Origin of the sequence: Paenibacillus sp. FSL H7-0442 (assembly GCF_038593105.1) — a bacterium.
Classification (GTDB): domain Bacteria; phylum Bacillota; class Bacilli; order Paenibacillales; family Paenibacillaceae; genus Paenibacillus; species Paenibacillus polymyxa_D.
Window position 1 is genome coordinate 3,415,434 of sequence record NZ_CP151963.1, and the last position, 14,986, is coordinate 3,430,419.

19 protein-coding genes are annotated in these 14,986 nt (G+C 47.8%); all 19 read right to left on the minus strand.

The annotated features are described in order from the left end of the window. Positions 1 to 92: 92 nt before the first annotated feature. Positions 93 to 1,016 (minus strand): polyprenyl synthetase family protein, encoded by a 924-nt coding sequence (locus MHH57_RS14975; RefSeq protein ID WP_342434265.1) that lies wholly within the window; start codon positions 1,014 to 1,016, stop codon positions 93 to 95. Further along, entirely contained in the window at positions 988 to 1,248 is a 261-nt protein-coding gene (xseB, locus tag MHH57_RS14980) for an exodeoxyribonuclease VII small subunit (protein WP_013310814.1), read from the minus strand. Before xseB ends, MHH57_RS14975 begins: the two co-directional genes overlap by 29 nt. After that, complete coding sequence (gene xseA / locus MHH57_RS14985; protein ID WP_165147057.1) at positions 1,238 to 2,602, minus strand: exodeoxyribonuclease VII large subunit; 1,365 nt, start codon at positions 2,600 to 2,602, stop codon at positions 1,238 to 1,240. The genes xseB and xseA overlap by 11 nt, the downstream gene beginning before the upstream one ends. Positions 2,603 to 2,614: 12 nt before the next feature. Continuing rightward, a complete protein-coding gene (gene folD / locus MHH57_RS14990; protein WP_029517261.1) occupies positions 2,615 to 3,472 on the minus strand; it encodes a bifunctional methylenetetrahydrofolate dehydrogenase/methenyltetrahydrofolate cyclohydrolase FolD in 858 nt (285 codons plus the stop codon). A gap of 37 nt (positions 3,473 to 3,509) precedes the next feature. Further along, entirely contained in the window at positions 3,510 to 3,959 is a 450-nt protein-coding gene (nusB, locus tag MHH57_RS14995) for a transcription antitermination factor NusB (RefSeq protein WP_013310817.1), read from the minus strand. Positions 3,960 to 4,095: 136 nt separating this feature from the next. Continuing rightward, positions 4,096 to 4,329 (minus strand): DUF2273 domain-containing protein, encoded by a 234-nt coding sequence (locus MHH57_RS15000; protein ID WP_023989248.1) that lies wholly within the window; start codon positions 4,327 to 4,329, stop codon positions 4,096 to 4,098. A 15-nt stretch (positions 4,330 to 4,344) separates the two neighbouring features. Next, positions 4,345 to 4,884: an alkaline shock response membrane anchor protein AmaP gene (amaP, locus tag MHH57_RS15005; protein WP_342434266.1), complete on the minus strand. Its 540-nt coding sequence runs from the start codon at positions 4,882 to 4,884 to the stop codon at positions 4,345 to 4,347. A 73-nt stretch (positions 4,885 to 4,957) separates the two neighbouring features. Next, entirely contained in the window at positions 4,958 to 5,371 is a 414-nt protein-coding gene (locus tag MHH57_RS15010) for an Asp23/Gls24 family envelope stress response protein (RefSeq protein ID WP_029517259.1), read from the minus strand. Between the two features lie 125 nt (positions 5,372 to 5,496). After that, entirely contained in the window at positions 5,497 to 6,840 is a 1,344-nt protein-coding gene (gene accC, locus MHH57_RS15015) for an acetyl-CoA carboxylase biotin carboxylase subunit (RefSeq protein WP_029517258.1), read from the minus strand. Between the two features lie 61 nt (positions 6,841 to 6,901). After that, a complete protein-coding gene (gene accB, locus MHH57_RS15020) occupies positions 6,902 to 7,393 on the minus strand; it encodes an acetyl-CoA carboxylase biotin carboxyl carrier protein (RefSeq protein WP_029517257.1) in 492 nt (163 codons plus the stop codon). Positions 7,394 to 7,531: 138 nt separating this feature from the next. After that, complete coding sequence (locus MHH57_RS15025; RefSeq protein WP_165147060.1) at positions 7,532 to 8,356, minus strand: SpoIIIAH-like family protein; 825 nt, start codon at positions 8,354 to 8,356, stop codon at positions 7,532 to 7,534. A 62-nt stretch (positions 8,357 to 8,418) separates the two neighbouring features. After that, the gene (gene spoIIIAG, locus MHH57_RS15030; RefSeq protein WP_029517255.1) at positions 8,419 to 9,060 is read right to left on the minus strand and encodes a stage III sporulation protein AG; all 642 of its coding nucleotides are present in this window, start codon (positions 9,058 to 9,060) and stop codon (positions 8,419 to 8,421) included. A 16-nt stretch (positions 9,061 to 9,076) separates the two neighbouring features. Beyond that, the gene (spoIIIAF, locus tag MHH57_RS15035; RefSeq protein WP_165147063.1) at positions 9,077 to 9,847 is read right to left on the minus strand and encodes a stage III sporulation protein AF; all 771 of its coding nucleotides are present in this window, start codon (positions 9,845 to 9,847) and stop codon (positions 9,077 to 9,079) included. Positions 9,848 to 9,886: 39 nt separating this feature from the next. Beyond that, the gene (spoIIIAE, locus tag MHH57_RS15040; protein ID WP_069012727.1) at positions 9,887 to 11,080 is read right to left on the minus strand and encodes a stage III sporulation protein AE; all 1,194 of its coding nucleotides are present in this window, start codon (positions 11,078 to 11,080) and stop codon (positions 9,887 to 9,889) included. Between the two features lie 12 nt (positions 11,081 to 11,092). Beyond that, positions 11,093 to 11,482 carry a stage III sporulation protein AD gene (spoIIIAD, locus tag MHH57_RS15045; RefSeq protein ID WP_013310826.1) on the minus strand — a complete coding sequence of 130 codons (390 nt, stop codon included), beginning with the start codon at positions 11,480 to 11,482 and terminating at the stop codon, positions 11,093 to 11,095. Positions 11,483 to 11,490: 8 nt separating this feature from the next. Beyond that, a complete protein-coding gene (spoIIIAC, locus tag MHH57_RS15050) occupies positions 11,491 to 11,694 on the minus strand; it encodes a stage III sporulation protein AC (protein ID WP_010345636.1) in 204 nt (67 codons plus the stop codon). A gap of 12 nt (positions 11,695 to 11,706) precedes the next feature. Continuing rightward, positions 11,707 to 12,225, minus strand: a complete 519-nt coding sequence (gene spoIIIAB, locus MHH57_RS15055; protein ID WP_342434267.1) for a stage III sporulation protein SpoIIIAB — start codon at positions 12,223 to 12,225, stop codon at positions 11,707 to 11,709. Next, a complete protein-coding gene (gene spoIIIAA / locus MHH57_RS15060; protein WP_029517251.1) occupies positions 12,218 to 13,213 on the minus strand; it encodes a stage III sporulation protein AA in 996 nt (331 codons plus the stop codon). The genes spoIIIAB and spoIIIAA overlap by 8 nt, the downstream gene beginning before the upstream one ends. Before the next feature lie 413 nt (positions 13,214 to 13,626). Next, positions 13,627 to 14,880 carry an aspartate kinase gene (locus MHH57_RS15065; RefSeq protein ID WP_069012730.1) on the minus strand — a complete coding sequence of 418 codons (1,254 nt, stop codon included), beginning with the start codon at positions 14,878 to 14,880 and terminating at the stop codon, positions 13,627 to 13,629. Positions 14,881 to 14,986: the final 106 nt, after the last annotated feature.

Below are 14,986 nucleotides of genomic sequence, written 5' to 3' on the forward strand. Positions count from 1 at the left end.
TTCCTTCAAGTTTGTGAGTAAAGTTAACAAGTATTATATCACACTTTTTGACTGTGCTTAAACGCAGACAAGTCAAAACAGCTCTAACGCAACTAATGATCACGCTTCATCAGGTAATCGGCTATCTCCAGCAAACGAGAAGAATCGGGGATACCACTCTCTATTATCACTCTTTTAGCAGATGCGGTGAGTTCCTCTACCTGCTGCAAAGATGCGTCCATACCAATGAAATACGGATAGGTGACCTTCTCTTGTTCAACATCACTTTGCGTTTTCTTACCCATTTTACTCTCATCGCCTATGAGGTCCAGTATATCGTCCTGTATCTGAAAAGCCAGCCCCAAATCTCGTCCAAAGCGTCGAAGCGCCTCTAATTGACCCTTGTCCGCCCCACCAATCCGTCCACCTGCCAAGAGCGAGAAAATAATCAAATCAGCCGTTTTATGAAGATGGATATATTCCAGTTCCTCGATCCCCGTCATTCCTTGCTCGCCTGACATATCGGCGACCTGTCCGCCTACCATGCCCCGCGCGCCACTCATTTCGGACAAATCCTCAACTATGGACAATAGCGAATCAGACGAAACACCGTGACGCCGTCCTGCTTGCACAATACTGTAAAAGGCATGGGTCAACAAAGCATCACCCGCAAGGACGGCAACCGCCTCGCCGTATACCTTATGATTCGTCAGCTTACCTCGCCGATAGTCATCATCATCCATGGCTGGCAAGTCGTCATGAATGAGGGAGTACGTATGTACCATTTCTACCGCACATGCCACTGGCAGCGCAGCTTCCCTGCTTCCACCGAATGCTTCAGCAGCAGCGATCACAAGCAGAGGCCGCAGCCGTTTTCCGCCTGCGGTGAGTGAATAATTCATGGATTCTCGAAGAACATCGGGAATGTCCCAATCGACCGGGAATTGCTCGGTCAGTGCGGACGAAACCGCATCCGTCGTCCCGGTCAAATATTCCTTGAACGACGGTCTATTCAAGTCCTTCACCGCCGTTTTCATCCAGTCCCCCACCAAAAGGCTTCTTGCGCAAATCTCCATCCTCTTCCACGATCATTTCAATTTTACGTTCAACCTGCTCCAGCTTCTGACTGCAAAGTTGAGACAACTTCATCCCCCGCTGGAACAAATCAATGGCTTGCTCCAGAGGAACGTCTCCATGCTCCAGTTGTCCGACAATTTCTTCAAGAGCAGCCATAGCCGCTTCAAAATTCAATTCCGTTTCATTCGCCACCGTGCTTCGCGTCCTCCTTCATTCCCCATACTTGGCAGTCCAACTGCCCATCACTCACTTTAATCTTGATGGAATCTCCCGGCTGTACGTCTTTGAGCGACTTAATCAGCCGTTTTTCCTGCTCATCGTATACCAAGCTATAGCCTCGGGCCATGACTTTGAGTGGGCTCAGCGCATCCAGTTGACGAATTCCCGTGTGCAACTGCTGCCGTCCCGTTTTCGTAATAGCACGCATCGCAGACTCCAGCTGACGTTGCGCCATATCCGTCTGCTTGCGTGCTGAACGAATTTGTTCACGCGGATTAAACCGTTCTAGTACCTGACGCATACGTGCGTTCTTTTCTGCGTTCAAACGAGAACGGTTACGCGCTGCGCGGATTAGACGCTGATGCAGCATGTCCATTCGCTCTGCATGCTGTAGCATATAGCGGCGTGGGTGCAGCAGGACTGGTGAACGCTGAAGCCTCGCCAAGCGTACACGGCTGGTTTCCAGCCGCTGCCGGAGGGCGTTACGCAACCGTTGCTCCCGCTGGAGCAGCTGATCCCGTAGCTCTGCCTGATTAGGCACGGCCAACTCGGCTGCTGCGGTTGGCGTTGCCGCACGTAAGTCAGCCACAAAATCGGCAATGGTAAAATCCGTTTCGTGTCCAACTGCCGAAATAACCGGAATGACCGATGCGTAAATGGCGCGCGCAACCGCTTCCTCATTAAACGCCCACAGTTCTTCCAACGAGCCACCTCCCCGTCCGACAATCATCACCTGAACCTCTTGCATACGATTCATAGTTTCAATTGCCTTGACGATCGAGGGGGCGGCACCTTTTCCTTGTACAAGCACAGGATACAACACAATTCCAGCCTGCGGGTATCGCCGCTGAAGTGTCGTAATAATATCACGCACAGCCGCTCCAGTCGGTGACGTAATCACGCCAATGGTTACTGGATGGGCAGGGAGGTTACGCTTACGAGCAGTATCAAACAGTCCCTCTGCATCCAGCTTTTGCTTGAGCTGCTCGTAAGCTAAATAAAGGCTTCCTATACCATCAGGCTGCATTTGAGTCGCATAAAACTGATATTGTCCATCTCGTTCGTACACGGATACGTTTCCCCGGGCAATAACACGCGTACCTTCTTTCGGTACGAAAGGGAGCCGCTGATTATGGGTTGCAAACATAATCGAACGTATGCGGCTCCCCTCATCCTTGAGCGTAAAGTACATGTGACCACTTGAATGATGCGTAAAATTAGAAATTTCCCCGCGTATCCATACATCAGACAGCACCTGATCCGACTCCAATTTCATCCGGATATAACGATTCAGGTCCTTTATAGAGTAAATACGTTGTTCAGCCACAGGCAGCTGTCCTTATGCCAAACCGTGCGACCGCTTGGCCGCTACGAGCGTATTTTGCATCAGCATCGTAATTGTCATCGGCCCTACTCCGCCGGGAACAGGCGTAATCGGACCAGACACTTGCTTCACGCTCTCAAAATCAACGTCCCCCGCCAGCTTTCCGTTCTCCAGACGGTTCATCCCTACATCTATCACTACCGCTCCGGGCTTCACGAACGAAGCATCAATAAAGTTGGCTTTGCCGATCGCAACGACTAAGATATCTGCTTGTCGACTTAGGTCCGCAATATTCGCTGTACGGGAGTGGCACATCGTAACCGTAGCATTTTCACGCTGCAACAATAAAGACACTGGCTTGCCCACGATATTACTGCGACCAATAACTACCGCATGTTTACCGGCTATCTCCACTCCAGCACGCTTAATTAACTCAATGACTCCAGCAGGAGTACAAGGCAATAGACTATCGTCACCGATGACCAAATTCCCTACGTTCACCGGATGGAATCCATCCACATCCTTCTCCACTGCAATCGCGTCAATGACAGCTTTTTCATGAATATGCTTTGGCAACGGCAGTTGCACCAAAATTCCATGGATGGTACTTTGATGGTTCAGCTTGTTTACCAGTTCCAGTAATGCTTCCTGCGAAGTATCTGCTGCCAACCGATGAACCTCGGAGTAATAGCCGAGATCATGGCATGCCTTTTCCTTGTTTTTAACATACACTTGCGAAGCGGGATCTTCGCCTACCAATACAACAGCCAGTCCGGGTTGAAAGCTGTGCTCTTTCAGACGAATGACCTCTTGCTGAATGCTTGCGCGAATATCCTGAGAGATTTGTTTACCATCAATGATCGGTGCTGACATGTTTTACCACTCTCCAACCTGATTCAGTAGTCTCTACTTAAAAACGTGCTTTCAATTGCTCCAGTTCTTGTATCACTCGCCCCAGTACGCCATTAACAAATTTACCGGATTCCTCGGTACCAAAGTGCTTCGACAACTCAATCGCTTCATTAACAGCTACCTTGGCTGGAACATCCTCACGGAAAATCATCTCATATGCCGCAAGCCTTAAAATTTGACGATCTACACGTGAAAGCCTGCTGATCTGCCAGCCTTTAAGATAATCCACCAGCAGCCCATCAATGGCTTCCTTGTGCTCCCACGTACCCCGCACATGCTCCAAGACATACGCTCTTAACACTGCTGCATTTTTAACGACAACTTCCGCTTCGTTTTCCTCAGCGGCTTCCTGAAGCAACATGTCCACGGCTGCTGCCGCATCCACTTCATTCATTTCCATATGGTACATACTCTGTACCGCTAATTCCCTCGCCAGACGTCTTTTCATGCCCTGCCTCCTACGCTTGCCTATATCTATTTTTCATTCTAACCAATTTCCACAAAAAAACCTGTGAACGCATCCTCCAAAACGTTGGGCGCAAAGAAGCTACAGCTCTATTTTTGGAGAACACGTATCACAGGGTTCATTTAAAAGGACGCCAACGTTGCGACAACCAATCGCCCCATTCCTTCCAAGGGAGGAATGAACCGAGCGCTGAATCGCTACGTCTTCCTAGCGTATATCCGATGAACACCATCAATGCAAAGAACAACATATTCCAAAAGCCTGCCCACAAATAAATAAAACCGAAAAAAATACCAGCCGTGATCCCCATGATCCGGCCCTTGTAACTTCCCCATATTTCTTTCCAGGGCATCAGGGAAAATCACCTCTATTCCACACGACTCTTAAAGCTGGGTGACTGAGAAACATTAGCGATGTACACCGATACATTGGACACAGGAATTCCTGTAATTTCTTCCACATGATCGTGTACCCCCTTTTGTACCTCGAAGGTTAACACCGGAATGGAGCTTTCCCCGTCTACAACCGCCCGAATCGTAATATCAAGTCCCGAATCCAACACACGAACGCGTGCTTTCAAATCCTGCATCCCGCGAAATCGGGAAGCTGCTTTGAGGCACAGATTTTCAATGGTATCCACTGAAATCTGAATGTCACCGTATTCCGTTCGTTGATCAATAGAATGCTGTACGGTTTGGTTCCGTCGAATAGAGATATAAAAAAAACGAAGACTCAATAACAACAGAACCCCTGCAATAATCAGGCTGGTAAACCACACTACTCGCTCATCCTCAATACTTAAAACATACGGAATGGCCCCGCTCAGGAGGAGGATGGCGAGAATGGAAATAATTCCGATACTTAAGCTGTACAAGAACAGCAGAAGTCTGTCCATAACTTTAGCCACGAAACGCACAGCCTCCTTAAATTAGAGTAAACCCTCGACCCATAAGGGTCGGGGGTTTGTACAAAGTATCGCTCTATTTAACCCGTCCGGCGCCCAGCACTTCCGGCTCTTCTACTTTATCGGCATTTTTGAATTGAACATCATGAATTTGCACGTTCACTTCAACAACGTTAAGACCTGTCATGTTCTCAATCGAACGCTTAACATTATGCTGAATAGCAGCAGCCACCTCAGGCAGACGGTTACCGTACTCAATAATGACGGAGACGTCTACAGCAGCTTCACGCTGTCCGACTTCCACTTTTACACCTTTAGATAAATTTTTGCGGCCTAGCAGTTCGGCAAACCCACCAGCAAATCCGCCACTCATTCCCGCAACGCCCGGTACCTCAACGGTAGCCAGTCCGGCAATGACTTCAATAACTTCTGGGGCAATTTGAATCTCCCCAATTTCTGTACGTTCGAATTCGGTTGGCACTGTGCTCATACCTTCAACACCTTTCGGTCAAAATAAGTTTCATTCCAGCTTTGGATTTCAAAGCAGACATGCTCACTTATTATCCATACTATATCATTTGGCGTTCATTATGACAAACGGAGGAAATATACCGATTAAACTTCGTTTTCCTCCAAAAATTTAATATCAAAATCGCCTTTAATAAAGGTCGGATGCTCTAGCAAGCGCTGATGAAAAGAAATCGTTGTGGGTATGCCCTCAATAGCAAACTCAGTCAAAGCCCGCTTCATTTTGGCAATTGCATCCTGCCGTGTAGGTGCCCACACAATCAGCTTGGCGATCATAGAGTCATAATAAGGAGGAATGCTATAACCTGGATATACTGCACTGTCTACCCGTACCCCAGGACCGCCTGGAGGCAGATAAAACCCGATTTTACCCGGTGCAGGCATAAAATTACGATCCGGATCCTCAGCGTTAATACGGCACTCTATCGCCCAACCATTGATGGTGACTTCTTCCTGCGTAAAGGAAAGCGGATGCCCTTCAGCGACAGAAATCATTTCCTTAATCAGGTCTACACCGGTAATCATTTCTGTTACGGGATGTTCTACCTGAATACGTGTATTCATTTCCATGAAATAGAAATTGTTGTCCGGGCCGAGCAAAAATTCGAGAGTACCTGCACCAGAGTATTGAACGGCCAAAGCTGCACGAACAGCTGCCTGACCCATTTCTTCACGGACATCCTGTGAAAGTACAGGACATGGTGCTTCCTCCAACAACTTCTGACGACGACGCTGCACAGAGCAGTCCCGTTCGCCCAAATGGGCAACATTACCATGCTTGTCCGCTATGATTTGTATTTCCACATGTTTCATACCGGTCAAATATTTTTCTAGGTACACACCCGCATTGCCAAATGCCTTTTGCGCCTCCTGCTGAGCAGTAGTGATTTGCTGAATGAGGTTATCCTCATCTTCGGCGATACGAATACCTTTACCTCCGCCACCTGCTGTGGCCTTGATAATTACCGGATATCCGATATCACGTGCGATGCCGATCGCATCCTGCAAATCCTCAACCAGCCCGTCTGAACCCGGAATAACCGGAACTCCGGCATCCTTCATGGTCTGCTTGGCAACGGCTTTATCTCCCATTTTGTTAATGGCTTCAGGAGAAGGACCAATAAACGTAATATTACACGATTCGCAAATTTCAGCGAAGTCTGCGTTTTCCGCCAAAAATCCGTAACCTGGATGAATGGCATCACATTCAGTCAATGTAGCAACGCTCATCAGATTCGTAAAATTAAGGTAGCTGTCCTTAGATAGCGTCGGTCCGATACAGTAAGCCTCATCTGCGAGACGCACATGTAACGAATCCTTGTCAGCTTCCGAATATACAGCAACTGTCGAAATATTCATTTCGCGGCAAGCGCGAATGATACGAACCGCAATTTCTCCACGATTCGCAATCAATACTTTTTGAAATGTCATGACTTTATCCTCCCTGGGAGCAGTCTTGCCGAACCCTCAAAAGAGGGTGCAAACAAGCTTTTTACTCCGGTTTCACAAGGAACAATGGCTGGCCATACTCGACCAACTGTCCGTTTTCGGCCAAAATTTCCACAATTTCGCCCTTCACTTCAGCTTCCAGCTCGTTCATCAGCTTCATCGCTTCAATGATACATACCGTTGTTTTTTCGCCCACTTTGCTGCCGATACTCACATACGGAGCCGTATCCGGTGATGAAGAACTATAGAAAGTGCCTACCATCGGAGATACGATTTTATGTAGATTGCTTGCATATTCCCTCGGTTCTCCAGCAGTTGTAGATCCAACATCGGACTGTACTTGTGGATTTGGAATAACAGCTTGTGGTGCCACTGCATAAGCAGGTGTTGCCACAGGAGCCTGTACTGTAACGATTTCGCTTTTGCCCGGTTTACGGATCAACAGGCGAGTTCCTTCATTTTCAATTTCAAGCTCATGCACAGACGTTTCATCCACCAGCTTGATCAATTCCTTAATCTCGCTTAATTTAAACATCTCTATTAATCACTCCTTCAGCATTTTGCCGGTTGCTGATAACATTGTTGAAACAGCTTTATGTATTATATCACAATCATTAAAAATAGAAAGAGCCCGGAATAATGCAGAAATCCGGGCTTTTTCGCGTTTTTTGTCTTATTGTGTAACATATTGGACACTGATCTTATCCTGCGTTACGTTCAGTTCCTTCATGACTTTGTCGACAATTGTTACCGCTTGCTTAGCATCCAATTTTTCACTCAGAACCACTACTTTGTATTTATCAGCGTCTTCCTCACGGACGACCGCATTGGCGAACTGTTGCTGAAGCTCTTCTTCAATTCCAGTAATTTTAGCCTGCTTATCTTCAAGTACATGTAATTCCTTTTGAGCCTCCGCAGCTTTCTTTGGTGTGCTGTCGTTCATTGCGGTAGTCAGTTCATCATTTTTCTTCTGATTTTCCACGTCCCGTTCCAGCAAATAGTTGTCAATCACAGCTGCTGCTGTAGGTTGGGCAGCTTGATCAGTTGCCACTTGATCCAGTACCTGCTGGTCGGTTTTGGCTGTAGAGGCTGCTTTGTCGTCACTTTGTGCTGTCGCGTCCGTCTTAGTCGCTGTTGTGTTTTGATTGGATGTCGCCGGTTCAGTAGTAGGGGTAGCTGCCGTACCTTTGTCGCCTTTTGAGTTTTCTGTTGCTGGGTCAGTTGTAGAAGCCGTATCCGACTTTGTGGAATTTGCTGATGCTCCATCAGTTACTTCTCCATTCGTCACTACTTCGTTTACCTTCAGTTCGTTCAATTGTTCCTCTGCCTTCGTCGTTGCTTCCTGTGCGGCATCCTGCTTAACCTTGCTCACTTGTTCACTATCGGCTACTGGTGGATTTGCAGGGCTTGAGTCCTCCGTAAACAAATAATACGCAGACAGCACGACCATTAAACTCAGCATGGACACCAGCCAAACGGTTTGTCTTTTATTATTCATGTTCCGTCCTCCATATTCATTAATGGTTTAAAATATAAACTTCTTTGTTCCTGAATTCCAAATTATCCCTGCTTGCGCGGTACGACTGAAATTTTGTAGGAAGGTACATTTAGCCCCTTCTGTACAGCATCGACAATTAGCTGCTTCACTGTAGGGTTTTCTGCCCCCATAGCCACAACAAGCACTCCCCTCACCTGCGGTTTTACTTTTTTTGTCACAATCGGGGTGTGCTGACCACCAGATGATTCATAGGTGACAATTTCGCCATCACGTGTATATTGAGTAGTGTGCCGTTGTCCACCATTGGCGTCCGTCTCATTGTTCTCTTCCTGCATGTCCTTTACATTGCGTTGAACGATAACTTCTTCGGTGGAGTCTACCGTAACCATGACATCAACGGTTCCTACGCCAACAATCTGCTCCAGCATCTGTTTCATATTGTCCTCAAAAACCTTCTCAATCCCGGCAAAAGAACTTTCTTCACCTGTTGTTGTCTCTAACGTAGGCTCATTTTTCATCACGCCAGGCGGCTCACGCCCTACGTTTTCTGGATCAACCTTTTTTACATTAACGAATGAATTAAAGAGCATAATCGCTACACCGATAAGGCCAAGAATAAGCAACCAACGAAATGAATTGAACCTTTTCGCCCCATCCGCCCCTCCACCCAGCCATTGCTCCAGCTTTTTCAGCCATTTGCTCATTTCTGCTCACCTCCTGTTACCATTCATGTGTTCCATCCTGCGAAGAAAGCACCTGAACATTTTTGCTATCTATCCCCCATTTTTCACGTAAAAGTCCTGTAATTAAGCCAAATGCTTTCGTATCTGTTGGCTTTCCGTCCTCAACAGTTTTGTCAGGATTACGATCATCTTCTCGCGTTCCTTCATTAAAATCTGAAGTTTTTGCATGTGTTGGCTCTACACGAATATTCACTGTCTTTTCGGCTACAGGCTCCACCATAATCGGCTTGACATCTGCACCAGGCGAGACGTCTGTGTTTTTCTTTTCTTTTTCTGGCTGCTGTTCTGCCAATTGGACCACTACCGACTGGACACCCGTTCCTGCCTCCAGCCCTGATTCCTCCTGTTGAATCTTTGCAAGGGTAACCTGGACCGACTGAATTGCTAACCCAGTATACTGTTCCAACTGTCCTTTCATTTCCTTAGCTACCTCTTTGCCAGCCCATTGCATGGAGCTTTGTTCTTGCTGTAGCTTTAACTGGCTGCCTTTTGCTAGAATCTCCTCCAATGTCGGTTCCCTCTTGCCTGTCTCAGCCTGACGTTGAAGATCCAATGCTCGCCCTAGAACCTCGGAAGGACTGGTGCTCAGTAAGCGCACGACCGGAGACAGCAACGTCAGCAGAATAAGCAGGCTGAGAACGAGTTTGACATATCTCTCCATAGATCGGCTCGGTAAGATCATATCGACAAAAGAAGCCAGCAACACGATTAGCACCAGTTCCTTGAGCCAGCCTGCCAGCCAGGTCACGTCACTCTCCTCCCCCCTTGTTGGTTTACGTGCATTGGTTCACCTCATCATGACTGTCATATTGCCTGCTGCGAGCATGACTGTAATTGCAAGGAAGGACATCAATCCCACTGCTGCCAGCGCCGCGAAAACATAAATCATGCTCTTGCCGATCGCATCCAGACATGCCACGATAGGCGTATCACCCAAAGGCTGCATGATCGCTGCTGTCACTTTATAAATGAGCGCCAGCGTCAGAATCTTGAGGGCGGGAAAGGCGCATAGGAACAAAATAATAATGACTCCTACCAGACCAATGGCATTTTTAACGAGCAGCGAAGCCGAAATAACTGTATCTGTCGCATCTGCCAACGCCTTGCCGACCACCGGAACAAAGCTACCTGTAATATATTTGGCTGTACGGATCGTTAATCCGTCAGTAACGGACGATGTCAAGCCTTGTACCGAAATGACTCCTAGAAAAATGGTCAGCAGCACTCCCAGCACTGCTACTCCAGCGTTCCGCAACAGATCGGCTAGCTGGGTCAGCTTGTATTTGCCCGTCAGCGAGTTGACCAAATACAGCACAGCCGAGAAGAACAGCAGTGGGAAAACCAGCGTATGAATGACTGTTCCGACTGTGTTGATCATAAATACAATCAGCGGGTGGGTCACCGAAACTGTTACGACGTTCCCCATCGAGGCTAGCATGGTAAACAGCAAAGGCAACATTGCCATCATGAAGTGAATCATGCTATCAATCGCTTCTTTGGCATAACCAATCGCTACACTAAAGCTATTAATCGCCAAAATGATAATGACCATGTATACGATAGCGTAGGCCACTTTGCTGACCTGTTTGCTTTCAAAAGCGCTTTGCAGCGTTTCCAGCACCATACTCATAATGCTGAGCATGACGATGGTGACGAGCAACTTGGCATTTACTCGGATTTCATGGATGAAAAAATCAGCTATAGCGCTCAATACACCCTTTATGCTGAACCCTTCACCGCCTGGAAGCAGCATGTCCATGAAGGAAGGCGTTTTCTGATCAGGGAAAAATCCGCCGTATTGCTGCATGAGCCCGTCCCAATAATGTTCTACTTCGTCTTTGGGCATTTGCTCCGCCTGCTGTCTGATCCATTCGTTTGTCGGTGTATTATCTGCAAAGAGGAACGCAGCCGAGGCACACCAGAAACATAGCAGCAACATTGCAATTACTTTGAGATTCGGCATGCCCCCCAGCCTTTTCATGGCATCACCCCCTCAGGCGGGCATCAGCTTCAGAATGGTATCAATAATAATGCTGATAATTGGGATTGCGAGCACCATAATGAGTACCTTTCCGGTAAGCTCAATTTTGGAAGCAATCCCGTCTTGTCCTGCATCCCGAACGATTTGCGCTCCAAATTCAGCAATATAAGCGATACCGATTATTTTCAAGACGGTTTTAAAATAGATCATGTCCATGCCTGAAGACCGGGCCAGTCGCTCCAGTACAGCAACCACAGATCCGATCTTGCCAATCAGCAGCAAAAAAATGACGATTCCCGCAGCTGTTGCAATCAAAAAGGCAAACATCGGCTTCTGTTCCTTAATGACTAAAATAAGGACTGTGGCAATGAGGGCGAAGCCCACCACCTGAATAATTTCCATGTGTCCACCTACTGAAAAAGAAAGATAGATTTGATCTCTTGCAGAAGGTTATCCAGCATTCGCACCACCATGAACAGGACCACGACGAAGCCGATGACCGTTACCCAGTGCGCCATGTCTTCTTTGCCCATTTGCTTTAATACGGTATGAATCATAGCGATAATAATGCCAATTCCGGCAATTTGGAAAATTGCGTTCACTTCTAAATTCATTCGAGCACCCCGCTAATAGATCAAAATGACGATCAATGCTCCGATCAGCAGTCCCAGGCTCCTGCTCATACGCTCGTACCTCACCTGATCTGCCTGCGCCTGCGTTTCCTCATGGGATAACTGCTGGATGGTCAACGCAATGTGCTTGATCTGGTCTTCACGGTCGCTGGTTCCAAGACTGTAAGCAAGCTGCCGCATCGCTTCCTTCTCGGCTTGCTTCATAGAGGAACGGCTCCACGAGTCTTCAATGGCTTTATGCAAGCTTTCTCTGGCAGTCAGGCCAAAAGAGGGGTGCATCCAGCGTGAGGCTTGCTGAAACAGAGTGCGTAAGGGCTCTCGCAAGGGCTCTCCTGTCTTGGCGAAAGCATCTGGTAGCGGAGACACCCCGTAGGAAACCTCGGTGGTCAATCTTTGCAGCGCAAGAATCAACTCCCTGATTTGCCGCGGCCTCATTGCAAACTGCCTTGCCCGTTGCCAACCTGCCAGCGTAGCGGCCAGTATAACCAAGGCTGCACCCAGCAGCTTAAGCATAGGAGATACCCCCATTCTGCCCTTCTCCAGACAGTGTAAGCCTGCGTTGCTTGGCATCTGCCAGTCGGAATGAGACGCCCCGGCTCGTCCGCTCCAGCATGACGTAGAGTTGAAATAGCTCTTGTCCTGTAGTTAATCCAGCAAAAGCAGACCGGGTCGCCATTTCAGCCACATCGCGACCATGTGCGGAAGCAATGACTGCAATGCCTGCATGGAGCGCTTCGCGCACCGCCTCCGCATCTTCCGGTCGTCCGATTTCATCAACAATGAGGACATCCGGTGACATCGAGCGGATCATCATCATCATGCCTTCTGCTTTCGGACATCCGTCCAATACATCGGTGCGAGGCCCGACATCAAAACCCGGGATACCTTTGTGACTACCAGCGATCTCAGAGCGTTCGTCTATAATGCCTACCTTGAGTCCATTCCGTCGCCCCCCATGGCTTTCCATCCCTCCGTAACTGAGTTGCCGAGCCAAGTCCCTAAGCAGTGTCGTTTTGCCATGCTGAGGAGGGGACAAAATGAGGGTATGCCGGATTTTCCCGGACATTCGATCTGCTACATAAGGCAATATCCGATCAGCTATGCCGGGAATTGCACGCGCAATTCTTACATTAAAGCTGCTTATATCCCTCAAATGCTCCACTCGTCCTCGGTTGAGCACGGTTCTCCCTGCCAAGCCAATACGATGACCGCCAGGGATCGTAATAAACCCTTTACGAAGCTCCTCTTCCATCGTATAGAGGGAATGATTGCTGATAAAATCCAGCAGTCGGTGGGCATCCTCACGGTCAGGCTTATAGGCTTCCACATGGTTCAAAGTCAGCTGACCAGCAGACGTTACAAAATGATGTTCACCGTTTGCATTAATTTCCAACGGCCTTCCTTCCCTGACCCGGATTTCTTCCAGTTGCTCAAATACCGTTTCTGGAAGCCTTCCGAGTATACCGTGCAACGGTTCGGGAAATAACTCCAGCCATTCCATACCGATGCAGCCCCCTCACAGTTGTCCTTTTTCTTTAAGACAAGTCTATGGTTGACTCTCGCTTTTTATGCCGAAAATATATTGAAAACCTAGGCAAACTTTTGCTAACTCCTATCAACACTCAACAGACCTTTCTCCCGCTTGTTTAAGCACCATTCTCTAATTTGCACAAATAAAAAAGGGCCTCTCAAAGCCTTGTCGGCTAAGGGAAACCCTTGGGTAGAAAAGATAGATTCAGAAAAAAAGAGGCTTCCCCTCAGTTTAACTCTCACTGATGGAACAACCTCTTAACCTACTGCTGTATTCTATGATTTATCAAACTATAAATAGAGGGCATATAATGTATCAACCTTTATCTGTCATAAGCATCGTTCACATTAGCCATATTCAGTGTCTAGATCACGTTGCAGTTATTAACGACGGTCTTGCGGTCCACCCACAAACGCTTGCTCCTCGGTGTCCAGGTTATAAGCTGTATGCAACGCCTGAATAACCTCATGAAGCTTACCCGCTTCAATTACACACGATACTTTGATTTCAGATGTGCTTACCATTTTAATGCTAACGCCTTGCTCTGCCAGTACGGCAAACATTTGCGCAGCAACACCTGGATGGCTAACCATTCCTGCACCTACAATGGATACCTTCACCAGGTTTTCCTCAGACGTTACTTCACGGTACGGAAGCTCTCCACGAATACCTTCCAGCGTCTTCAGTGCTGCTTCACGATCCGTCAGAGCTACTGTAAAGGAGAAATCCGCTTTACCAGCTTCAACCCCGCTCTGTACAATAATGTCTACATCAATTTTGGCTGCCGCCAGTGTTCCAAATACTTTCGCCAGTACACCGGGGATATCGGCGACGCCCAAAATACTGATTCTTGCTACATTTTTATCATATGCAATCCCACTGACTACAACGCCTTGTTCCATTACTGCATCCTCCTTTACGACCGTTCCTTCATTATGGTTAAAACTGGACCTCACAATCAGCGGTACCCGGTTATGTTTAGCATATTCTACCGCACGAGGATGCAATACAGCTGCACCCAGATTGGCTAATTCCAGCATTTCATCATAAGAAATTTCTTTTAGCTTACGAGCAACTTTTACGATCCGTGGATCAGTTGAATATATACCGTCCACATCCGTGTAAATTTCGCAGGCATCCGCTTGAATCGCCGCCGCCAGCGCAACCGCCGTCGTATCAGAGCCACCACGTCCCAGCGTTGTAATGTCTCCCTCTGCAGACATCCCTTGGAAGCCAGCTACAACAACGATCTTGTTGCTGCTCAGTGCTTCCAGCACTCGCTGAGGTTGAATGTCCGTAATTCGTGCTCGACCAAAGTCAGATTCAGTACGGAAACCAGCCTGCCATCCCGTAAACGATACCGCTTCATGACCCAACTGCTGAATAGCCATCGACAACAAGGCGATTGAAATTTGCTCACCTGTCGTCATCAACATATCCAACTCACGTGCAGGCAACTGCTCATTCAACAATTTGGCCTGGTCAATCAGTTCGTCTGTCGTGTCTCCCATTGCGGAAACGACCACTACACATTGATGCCCTTCACTCTGTTTCTCAACAACGCGTTTTGCCACGCGTTTCATGCGCTCCGTGTCACCGACGGAACTGCCTCCGAATTTCATGACATACAAAGACAACGATATTCACTCCCTCAGACTCAGTATGTAACCTTGAGATGGCACCCAACGACTTGAACGTGACATCCTGCGGAATAACTTTAGTACAGTATAATATGAAAGTGCT

Bases quoted from the DNA above. Each gene is read 5' to 3' on its own strand.
- MHH57_RS15025 (WP_165147060.1), bottom strand. From the start codon at position 8,356: ATGAATAATAAAAGACAAACCGTTTGGCTGGTGTCCATGCTGAGTTTA.
- spoIIIAD (WP_013310826.1), bottom strand. From the start codon at position 11,482: ATGGAAATTATTCAGGTGGTGGGCTTCGCCCTCATTGCCACAGTCCTT.
- MHH57_RS15000 (WP_023989248.1), bottom strand. From the start codon at position 4,329: ATGCCCTGGAAAGAAATATGGGGAAGTTACAAGGGCCGGATCATGGGG.
- accB (WP_029517257.1), bottom strand. From the start codon at position 7,393: ATGTTTAAATTAAGCGAGATTAAGGAATTGATCAAGCTGGTGGATGAA.
- nusB (WP_013310817.1), bottom strand. From the start codon at position 3,959: ATGAAAAGACGTCTGGCGAGGGAATTAGCGGTACAGAGTATGTACCAT.
- spoIIIAG (WP_029517255.1), bottom strand. From the start codon at position 9,060: ATGAGCAAATGGCTGAAAAAGCTGGAGCAATGGCTGGGTGGAGGGGCG.
- spoIIIAC (WP_010345636.1), bottom strand. From the start codon at position 11,694: ATGAATTTAGAAGTGAACGCAATTTTCCAAATTGCCGGAATTGGCATT.
- spoIIIAE (WP_069012727.1), bottom strand. From the start codon at position 11,080: ATGAAAAGGCTGGGGGGCATGCCGAATCTCAAAGTAATTGCAATGTTG.
- MHH57_RS14975 (WP_342434265.1), bottom strand. From the start codon at position 1,016: ATGAAAACGGCGGTGAAGGACTTGAATAGACCGTCGTTCAAGGAATAT.
- MHH57_RS15010 (WP_029517259.1), bottom strand. From the start codon at position 5,371: ATGAGCACAGTGCCAACCGAATTCGAACGTACAGAAATTGGGGAGATT.
- spoIIIAB (WP_342434267.1), bottom strand. From the start codon at position 12,225: ATGCTTAAGCTGCTGGGTGCAGCCTTGGTTATACTGGCCGCTACGCTG.
- folD (WP_029517261.1), bottom strand. From the start codon at position 3,472: ATGTCAGCACCGATCATTGATGGTAAACAAATCTCTCAGGATATTCGC.
- spoIIIAA (WP_029517251.1), bottom strand. From the start codon at position 13,213: ATGGAATGGCTGGAGTTATTTCCCGAACCGTTGCACGGTATACTCGGA.
- accC (WP_029517258.1), bottom strand. From the start codon at position 6,840: ATGACATTTCAAAAAGTATTGATTGCGAATCGTGGAGAAATTGCGGTT.